We start from the raw sequence: 18,024 nt of genomic DNA, 5'->3' as shown, positions 1-18,024 counted from the left end.
GCCCCGGATCCTAACCGCCGCCCGCGCCGCCGCCTCCCAGACTCAGCCGCGGTTTCGGGGCGTCCGTACGGCCCGTCTGGGGGCGGCGGCTGCCCGCGCGGTACGGATCCGGCCAGGGCGCACCCGGGCCGGTGTAGTCCTGCTCGGCCGCCGCGTGCAGGGTCCAGTGGGGGTCGTAGAGGTGGGGGCGGGCCAGGGCGCAGAGGTCGGTGCGGCCCGCGAGGATCAGGGAGTTGACGTCGTCCCAGGAGGAGATCGCGCCGACCGCGATCACCGGGATGCCGGTGCTGTGGCGGATCCGGTCGGCGAACGGCGTCTGGTACGACCGTCCGAACTCCGGCCGCTCGTCCGCGACGACCTGGCCCGTCGACACGTCGATCGCGTCGGCGCCGTGCGCGGCGAAGGCCCGGGCGATCTCGACGGCGTCCTCGGCGGTCGTGCCGCCCTCGGCCCAGTCGGTGGCGGAGACACGGACGGTCATGGGCCGCTCCCCCGGCCATACGTTCCGTACGGCGTCGAAGACCTCCAGCGGGAAGCGCAGCCGCTTCTCCAGGGAGCCGCCGTAGGCGTCGGTGCGCCGGTTGGTCAGCGGGGAGAGGAACCCGGACAGCAGGTAGCCGTGCGCGCAGTGCAGTTCGAGCAGGTCGAAGCCGGCCCGGGCGGCGCGCACCGCGGACGCCGTGAACTGCTCCCGGATGTCGGTCAGTTGAGCGCGGGACAGTTCACGCGGCGTCTGGCTGCGTTCCTTGTACGGCAGCGCGGAGGGGGCGACCAGCGGCCAGTTGCCCTCCTCCAGCGGCTCGTCCATGCCCTCCCACATCAGCCGCGTGGAGCCCTTGCGGCCGCTGTGGCCGAGCTGCACGCCGATCGCGGTGCCGGGGGCCCGGTCGTGGACGAAGTTGGTGATCCGCTTCCACGCCTCGGCCTGCCGGCCGGTGTAGAGGCCGGCGCAGCCGGGCGTGATGCGGCCCTCCTCGCTGACGCACACCATCTCCGTCATCACCAGCCCGGCCCCGCCCAGCGCCCGCGCGCCCAGGTGGACGAGGTGGAAGTCGCCGGGGACGCCGTCGACGGCCGAGTACATGTCCATGGGCGAGACGACGACCCGGTTGCGCAGGGTCAGACCGCGCAGCCGGAACGGCGTGAACATCGGGGGCGTGCCGGGCGGGCAGCCGAACTCGCGCTCGACCGTCTCCGTGAAGCGGGCGTCGCGCAGCCGCAGATTGTCGTGCGTGACTCGGCGGCTGCGCGTGAGGAGGTTGAAGGCGAACTGGCGGGGCGGCTGGTCCAGGTACAGGGCGATGTTCTCGAACCACTCCAGGCTGGCCCGGGCCGCGCGCTGCGTGGAGGCGACGACGGGGCGCCGCTCCTCCTCGTAGGCGGTCAGGGCCTCGGAAGTTGAGTCCCCCTCCTCCAGACAGGCGGCCAGGGCGAGGGCGTCCTCCACGGCGAGCTTGGTGCCGGAGCCGATGGAGAAGTGGGCGGTGTGGGCGGCGTCCCCGAGGAGCACGATGTTGCCGTGCGACCAGCGGTCGTTGACCACCGTGCGGAACGTCGTCCACATGGAGTTGTTCGACGACAGGGGACGGCCGCGGAGCGCCTCCGCGAAGATCTTGCCGCAGCGCTCGATCGACTCCGCCTCGCCCAGCTCGTCGAAGCCGGCCGCGTGCCAGACCTCTTCGCGCATCTCGATGATCACGGTCGAGGCGTCGGGGGCGTAGGGGTAGGCGTGGAGCTGCATCACGCCGTGTTCGGTCTCGGCGATCTCGAAGCGGAAGGAGTCGAAGGGGAAGTCGGCGGCGAGCCAGATGTAGCGGCAGCGGTGGGTCGTCACCCGGGGGCGGAAGACGTCCGCGTGGGTTGCGCGGGTGGCGCTGTGGATGCCGTCCGCGGCGATGACCAGGTCGTGGGTGTGCGGGAGGTCGGGCGGGGCCTCGGTGCGGAAGCGGAGGCCGACGCCGAGTTCGCGGCAGCGGGTGTGGAGGATCTCGAGCAGCCGTTTGCGGCCGAGGGCCGCGAATCCGTGTCCGCCGGAGGTGTGGCGGTGGGTGCGGTGGACGATGTCTATGTCGTCCCAGCGGGTGAAGTGCTGCTGGAGGGCCTCGTAGACCTCGGGGTCGGCGTGTTCAATGCCGCCGAGTGTCTCGTCGGAGAGGACCACGCCGAAGCCGAAGGTGTCGTCGGGGGCGTTGCGCTCCCAGACGGTGACCTCCCGTCCGGGGTCCAGGCGCTTGAGGAGGGCGGCGGCGTAGAGCCCTCCCGGGCCGCCGCCGATGATCGCGACGCGGAGGGGGTGGCCGGTGTCGCCCAAAGGCACCGCGCTCACCGTCCGCTCCACTTCGGAGGGCGCTTCTCCGTGAACGCCGCGTGGAACTCGGCGTAGTCCTCGCCGTTCATCAACAGCGCCTGGGTCGAGGCGTCGAGTTCCACCGAGGCCGCCAGGGGCATGTCCAGTTCGGACGTGAGCAGCGCCTTGGTCTGGGCGTAGGCCAGGGCCGGCCCCTCTGCCAGGCGGCGGGCCAGCTGTTGTGCGGCCTCGTCGGCGGCGCCCTCCTCGGTCAGTTCGCTGATCAGCCCGATGCGCTCCGCCTCGATGGCCCGGACCGGGTCGCCCAGCATCAGCAGGCGGGTCGCGTGGCCCAGGCCGACGACCCGGGGCAGCAGGTAGGCCGCGCCCATGTCGCCGCCGGAGAGACCGACGCGGGTGAAGAGGAAGGCGAAGCGGGCGGTGGGGTCGGCGACGCGGAAGTCCGCGGCCAGGGCGAGGACCGCTCCCGCTCCCGCCGCCACGCCGTGCAGGGCCGCGATCACGGGGAACGGGCACTCCCGGATCGCGCGGACCACCTGCCCGGTCATCCGGTTGAAGTCCAGGAGCTGGGCGGTGTCCATGCCGAGGGTGGTGCCGATGATCTCGTCGACGTCGCCGCCGGAGCAGAAGCCGCGGCCTTCCCCGGCCAGCACCATGGCCCGTACGGACCGCTCCCGGGACAGCTCCGCGAGCAGGTCGCGCAGGTCGGCGTAGGCGCCGAAGGTGAGCGCGTTGAGCTTCTCGGGGCGGGCCAGGGTGACGGTGGCGACGCCGTCCGCGATGTCGACGCGCAGATGCTCCCAGCCTGGGGTGCGGGCGGCGGAGCCGGTGAAGGGACTCATGACGTGCGGCCTCCTCGGGCGGGCACTGCCTCACAGAGCTCTACCCTCCGAAGCTATCACTCATCCGTGACTGTCGTCATGAGTGCGCGATAGGCCGTCCGGGTAGGACTCCGGTGCGGGCCCGGCGTGACCTGGTCCGGTCACATCCGTCACAGGTCGTCCACACCGGCGTAACGGCGGCAGCAGCTGTGCGCGGCGGCGCGTTGACCTGGGTAAGCCGTCCGGCACGGAGGCAAGGGCGCCTCCGGCGGTGCCCCCGGGATGCTTCGGAAGAGCGGCGCCGTACCATGCATAAGGTTGAAAGCAGGATGTCCTGCTCCATGAACGGACCCGCCGTGTACGAACTCTCCTCAGCTCCCGCCTCCTGGCGCATCGCGCTGCCGCACACCGCAGCGGCGGTGCCCGTGGCCCGTGCCCTGGTCCGTACGGCGCTGGCCGAGGTGCGGCACGGCGCGGACTGCGACACCGCGGAGCTGCTGACGGCGGAGCTGGTGGCGAACGCCGTGGAGCACACCACGGGCGAGACGCCGATAGAGCTGGTCGTGGAGCTGATGCCGTCGGGATGTCAGGTCGAGGTGCACGACACCGACCCGGCCCCGCCCGGCGACCTCACCCGCCCGGCCGGCGGGCCGCCCGACCCCTGGCAGGAGCACGGGCGCGGGCTGCTGCTGATCCGCGCCCTGAGCTCGTCCTGCGGGCACCGCCCGACCGAGTCCGGCAAGGCGGTCTGGTTCAGACTGCCTGTGGTGCCCGCTCAGCGCCGTTCATCGGCGTGACCGCGGCGAGCCGGGAGTTCCGGCGCCCGTAGAGCAGGTACAGGGCGATCCCCACCAGCAGGAATCCAGCGAACTGGGTCCAGGTCGTCGCGCCCGTCTCGTACATCAGGTACAGGCAGAAACCGACGCCGAGCAGCGGGGTGACGGGGTAGAGCGGCACCCGGAAGGTGCGGGCGAGGTCCGGCTCGCGGCGGCGTAGGGCGATGACCGCGATGTTGACGACGGCCATGGTGGCGAGCGTGCCGATGGTGCACAGGTTGACCACGGCGTCCAGCGGGGCGAAGGCCGCGGGGAGCGCGAAGACGCCCGCCACGATCAGCGTGCCGGCGACCGGCGTGGAGGTCTTGGGCGACACCTTCTCGAAGACGCGCGGGATCAGCCCGTCGCGGGACATGGACATCAGGATCCGGGTCTGGCCGTACATCACGGCGAGCACGACCGAGGCGATGGCGACGACCGCGCCGAAGGCGATCACACCGCCGCCGACGGTGGAGCCGGTGACCTGGTTGACGACGTAGGACAGGGCCGCCGGACGGCCGCCGACCGCGTCGCCGCCGATGGCGCCGATCGCGGCGAGCGCGACGGCGCAGTAGAGCAGCGTGACCAGGCCGATGCAGACGAGGATCGCCACGGGGATGTCCCGGCGCGGGTTCTTGGCCTCCTCACCGGCGGTGGTGATCGCGTCGAAGCCGATGTACGAGAAGAAGGCGGCGGTGGTGCCCGCGCCGATGCCGGCGAGCCCGGTCGGCGAGAACGGGGTCAGGTTGCCGTCCTCGAACGCGGTGAAGCCGATGGCGACGAAGGCCACCAGGACGGCGAGCTTCAGCGCGGCCATCGCGGCCGTGGCCCGGGCGCTCTCGCGCACGCCGCGCACCAGGAGGACGGCGGCCATGGCGATGACGATCACGGCCGGGAGGTTGACGACCCCGCCGTCGCCCGGCCCGGCCGACAGGGCCGTGGGCAGGTGCAGTCCGACGACGCTGTCGAGGAGCTCGTTGACGTACTGGCTCCAGCCGACCGCCACCGCGGACACCGACACGCCGTACTCCAGCAGCAGGCACCAGCCGACGAGGAAGGCCGTGCCCTCGCCGAGACCGGCGTAGGCGAAGGAGTACGAGGAGCCGGAGACCGGGATCGCGCCGCCCAGCTCGGCGAAGGCGAACGCGGTGAAGACGCAGGTGATCGCGGCGAGGAGGAAGGACACGACGACGGCCGGGCCGGCCTGGGCGACCGAGTCGGACAGTCCGACGAAGATGCCGGTGCCGACGATCGCGCCGACGCCGAAGCAGACCAGCTGGAAGAGACCCATCGTGCGCTTGAGACCGTGGCCCTCACGGTCGGCGCCCGACTCCGCCACGAGAAGGGCGGGGGGCTTGATACGGGGAGCGGGCATGCGGGTGGTGCTCGTTTCTGGTGGTGCGGGAGTGCGACGGGTTCGTCGCGCGGCGGCCGCGGAGGAGGGGTGGTTCCGGGCCGCCGGTCAGCATAAGGCCTGTTCAGGCGAGGGTTGCCACCATGATCGCCTTGATGGTGTGCATCCGGTTCTCCGCCTCGTCGAAGACGACCGAGTGGGCCGACTCGAAGACCTCGTCGGAGACCTCCAGATAGTCCAGGCCGTAGGCCGCGTGGAGCTCCCGGCCGACCTTGGTGCCGAGGTCGTGAAAGGCGGGCAGGCAGTGCAGGAACTTCACGTCCGGGTTGCCCGTGGCGCGCAGGACGTCCATGGTCACCGCGTAGGGGGCGAGGGCGGTGATGCGCTCGGCCCAGACCTCCTTCGGCTCGCCCATCGAGACCCAGACGTCCGTGGCGACGAAGTCGGCGCCGCGGACGCCCTCCTCCACGGTCTCGGTGAGCGTGATGCGGGCGCCGCTGGTGGCGGCGAGCGCCCGGGCCCGGTCGACGATCTCCTCGGCGGGCCAGTACTCCTTCGGCGCGACGATCCGTACGTCCATGCCGAGCAGGGCGCCGGTGACCAGGTAGGAGTTGCCCATGTTGAAGCGGGCGTCCCCCAGGTAGGCGAAGGCGACCTCGGTCAGCGGCTTGGCACAGTGCTCGGTCATGGTCAGCACATCGGCGAGCATCTGGGTGGGGTGCCAGCCGTCGGTGAGCCCGTTGTAGACGGGCACCCCGGCGTGCGCCGCCAGTTCCTCCACCTTCTCCTGGCTGTCGCCCCGGTACTCGATCGCGTCGTACATCCGGCCCAGCACCCGCGCGGTGTCCTTGACCGACTCCTTGTGCCCCACCTGGGAGCCGGAGGGGTCGAGGTACGTGGTCGAGGCGCCCTGGTCGACGGCCGCGACCTCGAACGCGCAGCGGGTGCGGGTGGAGGTCTTCTCGAAGATCAGCGCGATGTTCCGGCCCTGGAGGTACCGGGGCTCGGTCCCGCCCTTCTTGGCGGCCTTCAGCTCGGCGGCCAGCTCGACCAGACCGCGGAACTCCTCCGCGGTGAGGTCCAGCTCCTTGAGGAGATGGCGGCCGGCGAGGGCGGTCGGGACAGTCGCCATGAGGGCACTCCAGGGATACGGGGACGGGACACTGGAATACTATACGAGCTTCAGCATGCCTATACGGGATCGCGTTCGACGGGGCAGCTCATGCACCGCGGGCCGCCCCTGCCCCGGCCCAGTTCGCTACCCGGGATCTCTATCACCTCGATGCCCTGTTTCCGCAGGTGGGTGTTGGTGGTGGCGTTCCGCTCATAGGCGACCACGACCCCGGGTTCGACGGCGAGGACGTTACAGCCGTCGTCCCACTGCTCGCGTTCGGCCGCGTGCACGTCCTGGGTGGCGGTCAGGACGCGGATCTGGTTCAGGCCCAGGGCGGCGGCGATCGCGCGGTGCATGTGCTCCGGCGGATGGTCGGTGACCTTCAGCTCCTTCTCGCCGACGCCGGGCTCGATGGTGTACGAGCGGAGCATGCCGAGACCCGCGTACTGGGTGAAGGTGTCGCCGTCGACCATCGTCATCACGGTGTCGAGGTGCATGAAGGCACGCCGCTTCGGCATGTCGAGGGCCACGATCGTCTCGGCGGACCCGGCGGCGAACAGCTTGTGCGCGAGCATCTCCACGGCCTGCGGGGTGGTGCGCTCGCTCATGCCGATGAGCACCGCCCCGTTTCCGATGACCAGCACGTCCCCGCCCTCGATGGTGGACGGGTAGTCGCTCTGCCCCTTCGACCACTCGTGGAAGGTCTCGTCGCGGAACAGCGGATGGTGCCGGTAGATCGCCTCGAAGTGCACGGTCTCGCGCTGCCGAGCGGGCCAGCGCATGGCGTTGATGGACACGCCGTCGTAGATCCAGGCCGAGGTGTCGCGGGTGAAGAGGTGATTGGGCAGCGGGCCCAGCAGGAAGTCGTCCAGCTCCATGACATGGAAGCGCACGGAGGTCGGCTCCGGGTGCACATCGAGGAACTCGCGCTTCGTCATGCCGCCGATCAGAACCTGGGCCAGCTCCGGCGCGGGCATGTTCTCGAAGGCGGCTCTGAGCGGGTCGGTGGCCAGCGGGCCGTACTCCTTCTCGTCGAAGACCCGCTCCAGGACGAGGGATCTGGCCGCCGGCACCTCGAGCGTCTCGGCCAGCAGGTCACCGAAGAGGTGGACGTCGACGCCGCGGTCGCGCAGCACGTCGGCGAACCCGTCGTGCTCGGCGCGGGCCCTGCGCACCCACAGCACGTCGTCGAAGAGCAGCGAGGTCTTGTTGCTCGGGGTGAGCCTTTTGAGCTCGAGATCGGGCCGGTGCAGGATCACGCGGCGCAGCCGCCCGGCCTCGGAGTGGACGTGGTATGCCATGCCTCCATCCTGACCATCGGAGGGCGTATTGACGCGCTCCTCGACCGTTTCCGTGACGACCGGTTCTCGTCATGCCGACGGCAAACGGGGCGGGACCGGCTCACACCCGGGGTGACGGCTCCAGCAGTTCCTCCGGCCGGGCGAGCATCCGGCGGGCGGCGCGGCCCGGTTCGAGGATCGTCCGCGCGACCACCCAGCCCGCCAGGGCCTGCGGCTCCGCCGGGGCGTCGGCCAGGACGTCGGCGTACCGCGTGAGTGCGGCGGCCGCGTCCCCGGCGGCGAGGTGCTCGTCGGCGGTGCGCGGGACGGCGGGCGGGGTGGCGAAGGCGTGGGTGCGCACGTCCGGCCAGACGGTGCGGTCGCGCCGGAAGCGGAGGCCGGACGGGCCGGCGGCCGGGGCGGGCACGACGTTGCGCAGCCGCCACTCGGTGCGGTGCAGGGCGGCGGCGGTGCGGGCACGGGCCAGCGCGGCCGGCGGGACGTCCTCCCGCAGCCAGCCGTCCAGGGTGCGGGCGAGCCGTGTCACGAGGGCGCGGCCCTCGACGGTCAGACGGCCGCTGGTCAGCAGGGTGCGTACGGTCAGACGGCTCTGCAGGCGGCGCAGGGCGAAGAAGTAGCCGGCGCGCTCCACCGCCTCGGCGCTCGGGTCAGCACTGTGCGCGTCGGCACCCTGGGCATCGTCGCCCTGCGCGTCGTCGCGCTGCGCGTCGGCCAGCCGGTCCCGCCAGAAGCCCGCGACACCGGTGAAGGCGTAGGCGCCGTGCAGCAGGCCGGTGAGGTGGCGGGGGTCGGCACGCCAAGGGGCGTAGTACCGCTCGTTCCGGTCGTCTTCCAGCAGAGGGAAGAGGTGCAGCAGAGCGGCCAGCTTGCTGTGCTGGAGTTCGTGGACCAGTGTTTCCGCAAGGGCCAGGGGGGAGGACGGACGGGCGATGAGCATGCCGCCGAAGGAATCGCCGCTCGATGCCGATACCTGGACGAAGGACGGCGGTGGTGGGCTCGCCGCCGTGCGCCCGAAGGGCACGATCGCCCGGATCGTCGCGGGGTCGACCCGCCCGGGGCCCGGTGTGCCTGGGCTCTCGAGGATCCGCACCGCCTCGCCGAACAGCCGCTGCCACTCCCGCGCCTCGTCCTCGTCGAGCCGGGCGGGGGGCAGGTGATCATCAAGATCGCGGAAGGGGTCGAGGTCTTCGAGTACGACCATGATGGGCGCTGCCCCCTGGGGGCTCGCGTGTGTAAGGGTGCGCAGCGGAAGCCAGACCCCGGTGTCCGGGGCCGGGGCGCCGGGGCGACAGGTCACCTGGACCGTCCCTCCCGTACTCGCCCGCCCCGTGACGCTCACCTCTCCGCCGGCCACAACGGCCCGGCCGACCGTCAAGCCGTCCTTCGCGCCGGGGAGTTGAACCATGCCAAGACCGGGCAGGGGAAGTCGCCCGCCGGTGAGGGAAACGTCGAGGGACGCCTCCGTGCCCGTGTGCAGGGCGGCCGAAAGGGCCAACGCGCACAAGTGGCTTGCCTCCGCCCACAGCGCCGGACCGGTCGCCGTACCGTGCACCCGGCGCAGCATGTGGGAGATCCACCCGCCGGTCGTCGGGGCCAGCAGCAGGCGTTCGACCGGCTCGGGCTCCTTCTCGGCCGCTTCCTTGAGCACCCTCCAGGCCTCGGCGGCCGGAGTCAGCGGCGTGGGAAGGGCGTCGAGGTGGCCGAGGAGGGTGCGCAGGAGCAGCAACCGCCTGGCCCTCTCCCCACGCTCGAGGAAGGCTACGGCCTCTGCGGAGCCGCCCCCGGTGGCCAACTCGGCGAAAAGCCGGTCCGGCATGCGAAGGAGGGCGTGGTCCTGCTCGCTGATCATGGTCGCGGACCTCCGGTCGGGTGGGCGAACATACGAGGACCCCGGTGCGAGTTCGGATGGCGCACCGGGGCTCCGCCGACGAGACGGTCGGCGGCTAATCGGCTCGGGCACCTTCGCCGCTGCCCCGCATGCTGCTACGGGCTCGAAGAACCTCGGCCAGCAGGCGCGTGGTCGGGGGCAGGGCGGGGAGGCCGTCCACAGCGCTCAGGGGGAGCGCCGCGAGGTCCGCCAGGTCGGATTCCCAGACGTCGGTCTCCGCGGCGGCGACGACCGGTTCAGGTGCGGCGGCTCCGGCTGGGTGCAGAGCGGGCGGCTGGTCCAAGATGCTCCCCCTTCTCGCACGGTGGCACGCGATGCCCCGTGTTCTTCCATCATGGCCATTACCCACCGGAGCGAAAACCGTACGATCACGCCACTGATCATTCACGATCGCGGACGCGCAGCCGATGCCGCCAACTCATTCAGGGCCGCGGCCAGTTCGCTCTTCAGTTCCGGATCGTCGTCGGCGGACACCACGACGTCGAACAGCTCCCACAGAGCCTCCGGGTGTCGCCGGGAGAGCTCTCCGAGGAGGCTGACGACGTCGGTGCGGGCCCTGCTGTGACGGCGCAGCACTGCTGTGACAGCGGGATTCAACGCGGCGACGACCGTTTGGCGTTCTTCGGGATCGGCCATCAGGCGGTAGGCGAGCAGGGCGTCCACCGCTCGCTGGAGCGCCGAGAGGGGGCGTGGCGCAGGTGGCGGCCCGGCCGGGGGCATGGTCTCGGTGCGATCGGCGCCCTGGAGCCGGATCTCGGGATGCTGAAGAGTACGGCCTTCCTCCCTGAGGGCCGCGATGCGCGCTCGAACGGCCGGAAATAGTTCCTCCGGATCGGGCAGCCCGGGAAGAACGGCCGTCCGGTCGGCCAGTAGGTCGAGCAGAACATCGGAGAACAGGCCCGTGGCACGGACGGGGTCGTTGGCCGCTGCCCTGCCCCGTCCGGCGGCGCGTAACACGGTCTGCCGGTGTGCGTGGCCGGGCCGGCCCACGGGCAGGGTGTCGGCAGGCAGTGCCTCCCGGAAAGCGAGGTCCTCCTCGAACGTCTCGCAGGCGTCCACGATCCACATCTGCTCGCGCAGCCCGGGCACGGCGTCGCCCGCATACCTGGCGAGGGCGGAATCCAGGTCGATGCCGACCTTGTCGGCGACGCCCGCGTCCGCGCAGAACAGCCGGAGCCGCCCGGCCCGGTCCAGCACGCCGTGCCCGCCCCACCACACCCACAGCACATCGCCGTGCGCGGGGGAGAGTTCTCGCACGAGAACCCGGCGCAAGGTCGCCTGATCCGCGCGTTCGTACGGGACCCCAGGGTCGTACGACGGCAACGGGGCCAGATGCAGCCGCAGGTGTGGCTCCGGGACTCCCGCGTCCCTCAGCAATCGCCAGAACCGTACGGCGTCCCGGGCCGGCCCGGGCAGCCCCCACTGGTCCCCGGCCTCGTACGCCTCGATCCCGACGACAAGGGCGTGCACCCGGGCGGGGTCTACGCGCGGCACCGGCCCGCTCACGGCAGCCGGTCCACGATGTGGCGGTACACGGCTGGGTTCGTCCAGTAGGCGCTGTGCGCGGCGGGGAACGGCTGACGGCTGTCGACGGCGACATCGCTCACGCGGCCGGGGAAGAGCCCGGCACCGAGATAGCCGAGCAGATCGCGCGGGTCGTACAGGTTCAGCCAGGTGGGGACGTGCGGCGGCAAGGGTGCGGGGTGTTCGAGGGACGGCAGTGACCCCGACTCGTAGAGGAACGGGCCCTGGGAGCCCGCCGTCACCAGGAACTCGACCTGCGGCAGCGGGGCTGCGATCAGCGTGTCGAGGGCGATGATGCCGCCGAGACTGTGGCCGACCACCGCGACGGGCGGCTCCAGGCCGGCGACGAGGGCGCGAAGGCCGTCCCGGAAGGCCGCACCCCGGCTGAGGTAGCGCAGGATGTCACCGGCGGCGGGATGCGCGGCCTCGGTCAGGACGCGCCGTCGGCGCTCGACGGCGCGCGAGGCGACTGCACCGGCAACCCGCAGGAGGGAGGAGCGCAGTCCTCGCTCCGTACCGCGGACAGGTGCTCCGAGGGCCTCGGCCAACCTGTCGGTGAGGGCGTCCCGGGTCTCACCGGTCGGAACGAGCGGGGAGTCTGCGTCGAGGGCGTCGGCGACGAGGCGCGCGGTCAGGGAGCGGGCCGCAATCACGGCGAGGTCCGCAGGGTCGAGGGCTTCGGCGGCGGGGGCGAGCAGGGGGTGGGCCGCCAGCCCGGTGGCGGCGTCGGCCAATCCGGGGCCCAACTCGGCTGCAAGCACGTCTCCTTGGGCGGCGACGGCGGTGAGCAGTGCCCGTGCCCGCTGCTGCGGCGGTTCGGATCCGGGCGGGCGTTCGACGACCCGGCCGTTCCCGGCGGCCAGGACCAGTTCGGCGTACGGGTCGGCGTACAGGGCCGCCCATGCCGCGGTCTCGTCGGCCATGTCGAGCCCGCCCGGGCCTTCGCCGAGAGCGCGCGTGGTGCCGGACCGGGGAGGCAGGCAGGCGCCGGCGGCCGCGAGCGTGGCACCGTGTGTCGCTCCCCAGCAGTAGGGCACCACCTGAATCCGGTCGCGCTGCGCGGCCAGTCCGGCCGTCACACGTCCCACCAACGCGGTGAGGCCGGGTTCGCGAACCCCGGTCCCATGAACGAAGACGACCGTCGTCATGCGCCCCCATGCCCCTGCCTCGGCGTTGAACGTGAACTCGTGATGGTCGCGAGCGTAGTGAGTCCGGACCTGACACGGAGATGGCTGCCGGAGATGTTGGCGGCGGCAACCGTCCAGCTGCCCTGGTCAGAGGGGCACGGGCGCAATGTCGCACTCGATACGGCGCCGCTGACGCGCTGCCTGGAGCCAGGGGTGGTCGGTGCGCACCACCGCGGCGAGGCCGTCCACCGCCTTGCGCTGGATCACGTCTGCTTCGTCGCCCCGCCCAAGGCCCCGCAGGTCGAGAGCGAGATTGGCGGTGCAGGAAAGGGTGAGCGGATGGTTCTCGCCCGCCACGTCGGTCAGCAACGGCAGACTGGCGGAGTCGATCGCGTGTGCCCTCTCGAAGTCGAGCCGGGCGTAAGCGGTGTTGGCCTGACCGAGTCCGACAGTGAGAGTGATGACATGGTGCGGACCGACGGTGTCACTGAGCCGGCGCACCACATCGTCTTCCAGCTCCTGCGCGATGTCCAGAGCTCCCAGGGCCCTCTGGGTTGCGGCCAGGTTCGCCTTGGTGACCAGGGTGTGCGCGTGGTTCCTGCCGAGGCGCCGCTCCTGCCTCGCCATGGTGGATTCGGCAAGCCGGAGGGAGCCCTCCAGATCCCCGGCCAGGCGACGGTCGACAGAGACATTCGTGGCTGTGGTCAGCGAGTCGAAGTGCTCGTCACCGTAGCGAGCCCTGAAGCCGCGCAGTGCTTCCTCGGCGAGCTTTGCGCCCTCGGCGAGGGCCCCGTCCCGGCGTCGGCAGACCGCGAGGTCTCGGGCGGCGCGCAGTGTGAGGGGATGCTCCTCACCCAGGTCGGTGCGCGCCCGGCGGTAGTTGTCCTCCTGGATTTGACGCGCCTCGGGATAAAGCCCCGTCTCGCGCGTGTCGATGCCGACGCCGACGAGGGAGTTGAGGGTGAAGAAGCTGGTGCTGCCGAACAGCATGTCGCGCTGGCGGGCGGTCTCCTCGTCCAGCGGCAGCGCTTCCTTGAACTGCCCGCACAACCGCAGGTCCACGCCCCAGCTGTGGCTGGCTCGCAGGGTGGCCGGGTCGGCATGGCCGAACAGTGAACGGGACAGGTCGGTCGCCTCCTCACCCAGGTCCCGCGCTTCCTGGAACCGGCCCTGGTAACGACGCGCGTCGGACATCTCGCACAGGGAGTCGATCAGTTCCTCGGGTTCGACCTGCACCCGGCGGGAGACCTCCAGCGCCTTCTCGGTCAGCGGGATCGACTCGGCGATCTGGCCGACCTGGCGCAGCAGGAACGCGAACCCCTTGGTCATCCGGATGACATAGGTGTCCTCCTCACCCGAGGCGGCGAGCCATGCACTCCACGCCTGACGGCCGAAGGCCGCAGCGCCTTCGTGGTCACCCCAGTAGTAGAGGAACCACATCGTGTCGTAGACCAGGTCACGCACATAGGAATCAGTGCTGGTCACCGCATGCGACGCGAGGATGTGAGGCAGGAGCGCCTGATAGTCGCGCCACTCACGGGGGGCGCCGTAGGCACCCGGCTTGGCGGCGGACAGCAGCTGGTGCGCCGCGTCCCGCATCCGCTCGCGCTGCTCCTCGCTCAGCTTGGCGAGGAGCACGGTCTGGAGCAGGCGGTGCATCTGCAGGGTGCCGGCCCGCGGGTCGACCTTGATCAGGGAGAACTGGCTGAGGTCGCGGATGGCCCGGTTCAGCTTGATCGGTTCACGCAGCATCGGGTCGATCTCGGGCGTGATGTTGACGCCCCGGCTGCTGCGCAGGATCGACCGCGGGATCGGCTCGGGGGCCATGCTGGCGCAGATGTCGAGGAGCTGCCGGGCTCCCGGGTTGTTCTCCCGGATCCGCTCCAGGGAGATGTCCCAGGCGGCGGCGACGGAGACCGGGTAGTCGGGGCTCCGCTCGATCTCGAGGATCTCCGGGCTGCGCTGGGCCAGCAGTTCGAGGTACTCGTCGACTTCCATGCCGGTGACGCCGAGCCAGGCGCCCGACTGCTCGACGGCCAGCGGCAGGTCGCCGAGCGCTTCGGCGAGCCGGTGGGCGTCCTCCCGGGGCAGGTCCTTGGCGCGCTTCTGAAGCAGCTCGATGGACTCGTCGCGTTCGAAGACGTTCACCGGCAGCGAGGTGGCGACCCGTTCCCAGCCCCGGTTCCGGGAGGTGACGATGACCTTGCCCGGACCGTTGTGCGGGAAGTAGCCGCGCACCGCCTCGATGTCCTCGGCGTTGTCGAAGACCAGCAGCCAGTTGTCGTACGGCGTCCCGGTGCGCAGCGCCTCCAGTACGGCGGGCACGGCGGTGTTGGCCGCGGCGGCGCCCAGGCTGTCCTGGCCGGCCGGGGCGACGCCCAACTGCGAGGCGAGGGAGGAGAGCGCGGCCAGGATGAGGCTCTCGCGCTCGGCGGGGATCCAGCAGATGATCCGGTAATCGCGCTGGTGGGTGTAGATGTACTCCAGAGCCAGCTGGGACTTGCCGACGCCACCGAGACCGTGCAGGGCGTTGGGCAGCACGGCCGCGGTGTCCTGGGCGGCGAGCTGCTCCTCCACGGCCCTCAGCAGCGCCTGACGGCCGACGAACGAGGTGTTACGCATGGGGACGTTCACCAGTAGGGCCGGCGTTGCGGTCGTGGTGCGCTGCATGAGCGGCTCTGCCTCCGGGGTCAGTTGTTGTCGGTGCGCCTCGGCCGTCTCCGACGGCGCGGATTCTCCAGTCGGATCGGAGATTCCCGAATCCGGGTTGATGCCCGCTGGGCTGGATGGAGTCGTTTCGCCCGGGATATTCACCTGTGGGGGTGGGTGGGCGGAGGTGCTGTTCTCCACCTGTTCGGCCACCGGGGGCGGGTTCCTGGACAGATTCGGTTCGATGCGCCTGGCCCGCTCGGAGTACGGCCCCGACAGGGCTCGCATCACGGCCAGTTCACTGCGCGCCCAGCCGATTTCGGCCGGGTCGGGCAGCCTGGTGCGCAGCGGGTCGTGCAGCGCCGCGCGCAGGGCGACGCCCCGCTCCCCCGCGGCGGGCAGCTCGCCCACCACGCTCACGGTGCGGGCGAGTTGGCTGCGGGTGGTGGTCGCGAGCAGCGCCTCGCGGACGCCCTCGGCGAACTCGGGGCACCCCTGCCCCCCGCCCTCCCAGTCGATCAGCCCGCCCATGAGGATCTCGGCCAAGTGATCGGGTCCGGTCTCCGGCATGACCCGCCTGCGGAGCTGCTCGACCAGGTCGAAGTCGAAGGGAATGGCGGCCAGTTGGGTGGCGAGCCGGCGGGCGGAGGGGGTGGCGAGGCTGGAGAAGCGCCGTACGGCGGCGGTGGCGGCGCGCGGGAGGCGCGGGGCGCGCAGACCGGGGGCGGGCGCCCCCTTGCTCAGGGCGCCCGCCAGCACCACGGGAAGCGAACGCCGTACGCCGCGCCCGCCGGTGACCAGATCGGACCAGGCGGCGAGGGAGGCGGGTTTCAGGGAGAGCACCGGGACGGCGACGGAGTCGTCGCCCGCCTCGGGCAGCGGGCGCATCGGATCCGGGCCGCCGGGCGGCGCCCAGTGCCCGAGGGTGTCGTTCGGGGCTCCGAAGCCTCCGGCTTCCAGGACGGCAGGGTACGGGTAGAGCGAGGACCGGTGGCGCAGGTGCGGCGGCAGCAGGTGGACGAGGGCGGTGGGGCCGGCGTGGGCGAGGCGGCCGAGGAGTTCGTCGGCGGCGGTGGCGGCCCAGCCGTGGGCGAGTCCGTCGGTGACGACGAGGAAGATCCGGCTCCCCCGGCCGTCGAGCAGTTCTGCCGGGTCGGCGACGGCCCGGCCGGTGGGCCAGCGCAGGGTGGCGGTGCCGGTGCGCGGCACGCTCGCCCGGATGGTGCGCACGCTCCGGAAGGCACCGCTGTGCTCGGCGGCGCGGGCGAGGCGTGCGGCGCTCTCCTCCCAGATCCGCATGGTGGGCGCGTCGTCGAGCAGCAGCACCAGGTCGAAGGCGGAGACCCGGGCGGGCCGCAGGAACGGCATCCACAGCCCGTCCACGAGGCCCTGTTCGGCGGTGGTCTCCTCGTCCAGCTCCAGACTGCTGCGCGAGGGGATGCGGCGGGCCAGGTGGTGCAGGGCACGCGCGAGCAGGGCGGTGACGCGGCCGGGACCGGAGGGGTCGGGTTCGGCCCGGGGCAGCAGCGGCGGCCCGAGATGCAGGGTGAAGCCGCCTTCGGGGTGGGGTAAGAAGCGGTCCGCGGCACGGGACGCGGCCCGGCCGGTGGCACGGGAGGCTGCCCCGCCGGCGGCCGGGATCGGCCCCGGGGTGCGGCCGGTCGGCGGCGGCTGCGTCCCGGCCGGGGTGTCCTCGTCGCCGGGCGCGGGCCGGTCGAGGAGTGCGCCCTCATCCGCCGCGGGTGAGGGGGGTGGGTGTTCGGTCGCGGCGTCCTGCGGGGGTTCGGTTTCCGCTTCCGCGGCCGGGCCCGGCCGGTCCTCGTCGCCGGGACGGTCGTACCGGCTCCGGTGTGCGGCGAGCCATACCGCGTCGGCGAACTCCTGCCAGCGCGGCACGAAATGATCGGGAGCGGCGGGGACCCGGTCTCCGCGCTCGCCCGCGGGCGGCTCGGGGTACACCGAAGGAGGCGGCGACGATCCCGATGCGGGATCCCCGTCGCCGGGTCCGGATGCGCGCTCCCGGGTCATCAGCGGCCCTTCGCGAGGTCGCGGAGCAGCAGTTCGACGAGCTTACGCCCGTCACCGTCAGCCTGAAAACCACCCGCAGTAGTCATCTGGACAGCGTTGAGCAACTGGTCGAGGGAGTGGACTCCACCCGCCTGGACCCGCTGAACGAACAGGTCGACGAGGTCTTCGGTGCCCTGCGGCCGGAGCCCGAGATGGCCCTCCACCATGGCCAGTAGTTGCTCCCGGGTGGGGGTGTGCATCTCCATGGGCAGACAGCGGCGGCGGAAGGCGGCGGGGAATTCCCGCTCCCCGTTGCTGGTGATCACCACGACCGGGAACTCCCGGCACTCGACCCGTCCGCCGTGCACCACGGCCCGGCGGCCCGGGTCACTGGTGTGCACGCTCGCCGTGTCGGCGGCGTCACGCACCAGCTCCGGAACCTCATAACTTCCATTCTCCAGAACGTGCAACAGGTCGTTCGGCAGGTCGATGTCGCTCTTGTCGAGTTCGTCGACGAGGAGCACCCGGGGCCGTTCGTAGGGCAGCAGGGCGGTACCCAGGGGCCCCAGTGTAATGAACTCGCCTATTACCGGCGCAAGTTGGCGATCTTTCGGCAGCTGCGGGGAGTTGACGTTCTGTTCGCCTTCTTCGAACGCCGGCTCCGCCCGTGCCGTGTCCCGCAGTCCCGCCTGCCAGGCGGCGATGGCCTGGGCACGGCCCATGGCGTCGTGCACGTACAGGCCGTCCCGCAGGCTGGTCCGGCTCACCACGTTCCACTCGAGTACGCGGCCGAGGACCAGCTCGCGCGAGATCAGATAGGCGAGCGTCGACTTGCCCACGCCCGGCGGCCCGGTGATCAGCAGTGGGCGGCGCAGCAGCAGCGCGGCGTTGACCGTCTCGATCTGTTCCTGGTCGAGCTGGGGGGTGAGGCCGCCGGGGCCCAGGCGGCGCAGCGCGGCCTCGGCGTCGTCCGGGGGCGTGGCCTCGGCCGGACCGCCGCGGAACCTCCGCCAGGGCGGCGGGTCCGGCAGCACGGGCGGCTCGTCCCGCGGATGTCCGGTGGCGTGGAAGACACGCCAGTCGTCCGCGGCCGTCCGTTCCTGTGCGCTCATGCCG

At 71.8% G+C, this 18,024-nt stretch carries 12 protein-coding genes; 1 reads left to right on the top strand and 11 read right to left on the bottom strand.

Annotated elements, in window-relative coordinates:
* Positions 1–10: 10 nt before the first annotated feature.
* Both IGS69_RS26860 and IGS69_RS26855 read right to left on the bottom strand, forming a co-directional pair.
* Complete coding sequence (locus tag IGS69_RS26860; protein WP_232543650.1) at positions 11–2,326, bottom strand: bifunctional salicylyl-CoA 5-hydroxylase/oxidoreductase; 2,316 nt, start codon at positions 2,324–2,326, stop codon at positions 11–13.
* The gene (locus IGS69_RS26855) at positions 2,323–3,150 is read right to left on the bottom strand and encodes an enoyl-CoA hydratase family protein (RefSeq protein WP_190903050.1); all 828 of its coding nucleotides are present in this window, start codon (positions 3,148–3,150) and stop codon (positions 2,323–2,325) included. Before IGS69_RS26855 ends, IGS69_RS26860 begins: the two co-directional genes overlap by 4 nt.
* 308 nt (positions 3,151–3,458) lie before the next feature.
* Here IGS69_RS26855 and IGS69_RS26850 point away from each other — a divergent pair, with 308 nt between their 5' ends.
* The gene (locus tag IGS69_RS26850) at positions 3,459–3,926 is read left to right on the top strand and encodes an ATP-binding protein (RefSeq protein ID WP_190903049.1); all 468 of its coding nucleotides are present in this window, start codon (positions 3,459–3,461) and stop codon (positions 3,924–3,926) included.
* On the opposite strand, the gene IGS69_RS26845 is transcribed toward IGS69_RS26850, so the two are convergent.
* From IGS69_RS26845 to IGS69_RS26805, 9 genes are all read right to left on the bottom strand, one after another.
* The gene (locus IGS69_RS26845; protein ID WP_190903048.1) at positions 3,883–5,319 is read right to left on the bottom strand and encodes an amino acid permease; all 1,437 of its coding nucleotides are present in this window, start codon (positions 5,317–5,319) and stop codon (positions 3,883–3,885) included. The genes IGS69_RS26850 and IGS69_RS26845 overlap by 44 nt on opposite strands.
* A gap of 103 nt (positions 5,320–5,422) precedes the next feature.
* Positions 5,423–6,430, bottom strand: a complete 1,008-nt coding sequence (gene argF / locus IGS69_RS26840; RefSeq protein WP_190903047.1) for an ornithine carbamoyltransferase — start codon at positions 6,428–6,430, stop codon at positions 5,423–5,425.
* A gap of 59 nt (positions 6,431–6,489) precedes the next feature.
* Entirely contained in the window at positions 6,490–7,713 is a 1,224-nt protein-coding gene (locus tag IGS69_RS26835) for an arginine deiminase (RefSeq protein ID WP_190903046.1), read from the bottom strand.
* A 100-nt stretch (positions 7,714–7,813) separates the two neighbouring features.
* Positions 7,814–9,562, bottom strand: a complete 1,749-nt coding sequence (locus IGS69_RS26830) for an HEXXH motif domain-containing protein (RefSeq protein WP_190903045.1) — start codon at positions 9,560–9,562, stop codon at positions 7,814–7,816.
* A 94-nt stretch (positions 9,563–9,656) separates the two neighbouring features.
* Positions 9,657–9,884 carry a hypothetical protein gene (locus IGS69_RS26825; protein WP_190903044.1) on the bottom strand — a complete coding sequence of 76 codons (228 nt, stop codon included), beginning with the start codon at positions 9,882–9,884 and terminating at the stop codon, positions 9,657–9,659.
* A gap of 101 nt (positions 9,885–9,985) precedes the next feature.
* On the bottom strand, positions 9,986–11,107 hold the full coding sequence (locus IGS69_RS26820) for an effector-associated domain 2-containing protein (protein ID WP_190903043.1): 1,122 nt from the start codon (positions 11,105–11,107) through the stop codon (positions 9,986–9,988).
* Positions 11,104–12,204, bottom strand: coding sequence for an alpha/beta fold hydrolase (locus IGS69_RS26815; protein WP_332836568.1), 1,101 nt, complete (start codon positions 12,202–12,204; stop codon positions 11,104–11,106). The genes IGS69_RS26820 and IGS69_RS26815 overlap by 4 nt, the downstream gene beginning before the upstream one ends.
* A gap of 195 nt (positions 12,205–12,399) precedes the next feature.
* The gene (gene fxsT / locus IGS69_RS26810) at positions 12,400–16,929 is read right to left on the bottom strand and encodes an FxSxx-COOH system tetratricopeptide repeat protein (protein ID WP_190903041.1); all 4,530 of its coding nucleotides are present in this window, start codon (positions 16,927–16,929) and stop codon (positions 12,400–12,402) included.
* Positions 16,929–18,020 (bottom strand): AAA family ATPase, encoded by a 1,092-nt coding sequence (locus tag IGS69_RS26805; RefSeq protein WP_190903040.1) that lies wholly within the window; start codon positions 18,018–18,020, stop codon positions 16,929–16,931. Before IGS69_RS26805 ends, fxsT begins: the two co-directional genes overlap by 1 nt.
* Positions 18,021–18,024: the final 4 nt, after the last annotated feature.

It is taken from the genome of Streptomyces tuirus, from assembly GCF_014701095.1.
Lineage (GTDB): Bacteria > Actinomycetota > Actinomycetes > Streptomycetales > Streptomycetaceae > Streptomyces > Streptomyces tuirus.
The sequence above is the reverse complement of the archived record's forward strand: the minus strand, read 5'-3'. Positions and strand labels throughout refer to the sequence as shown.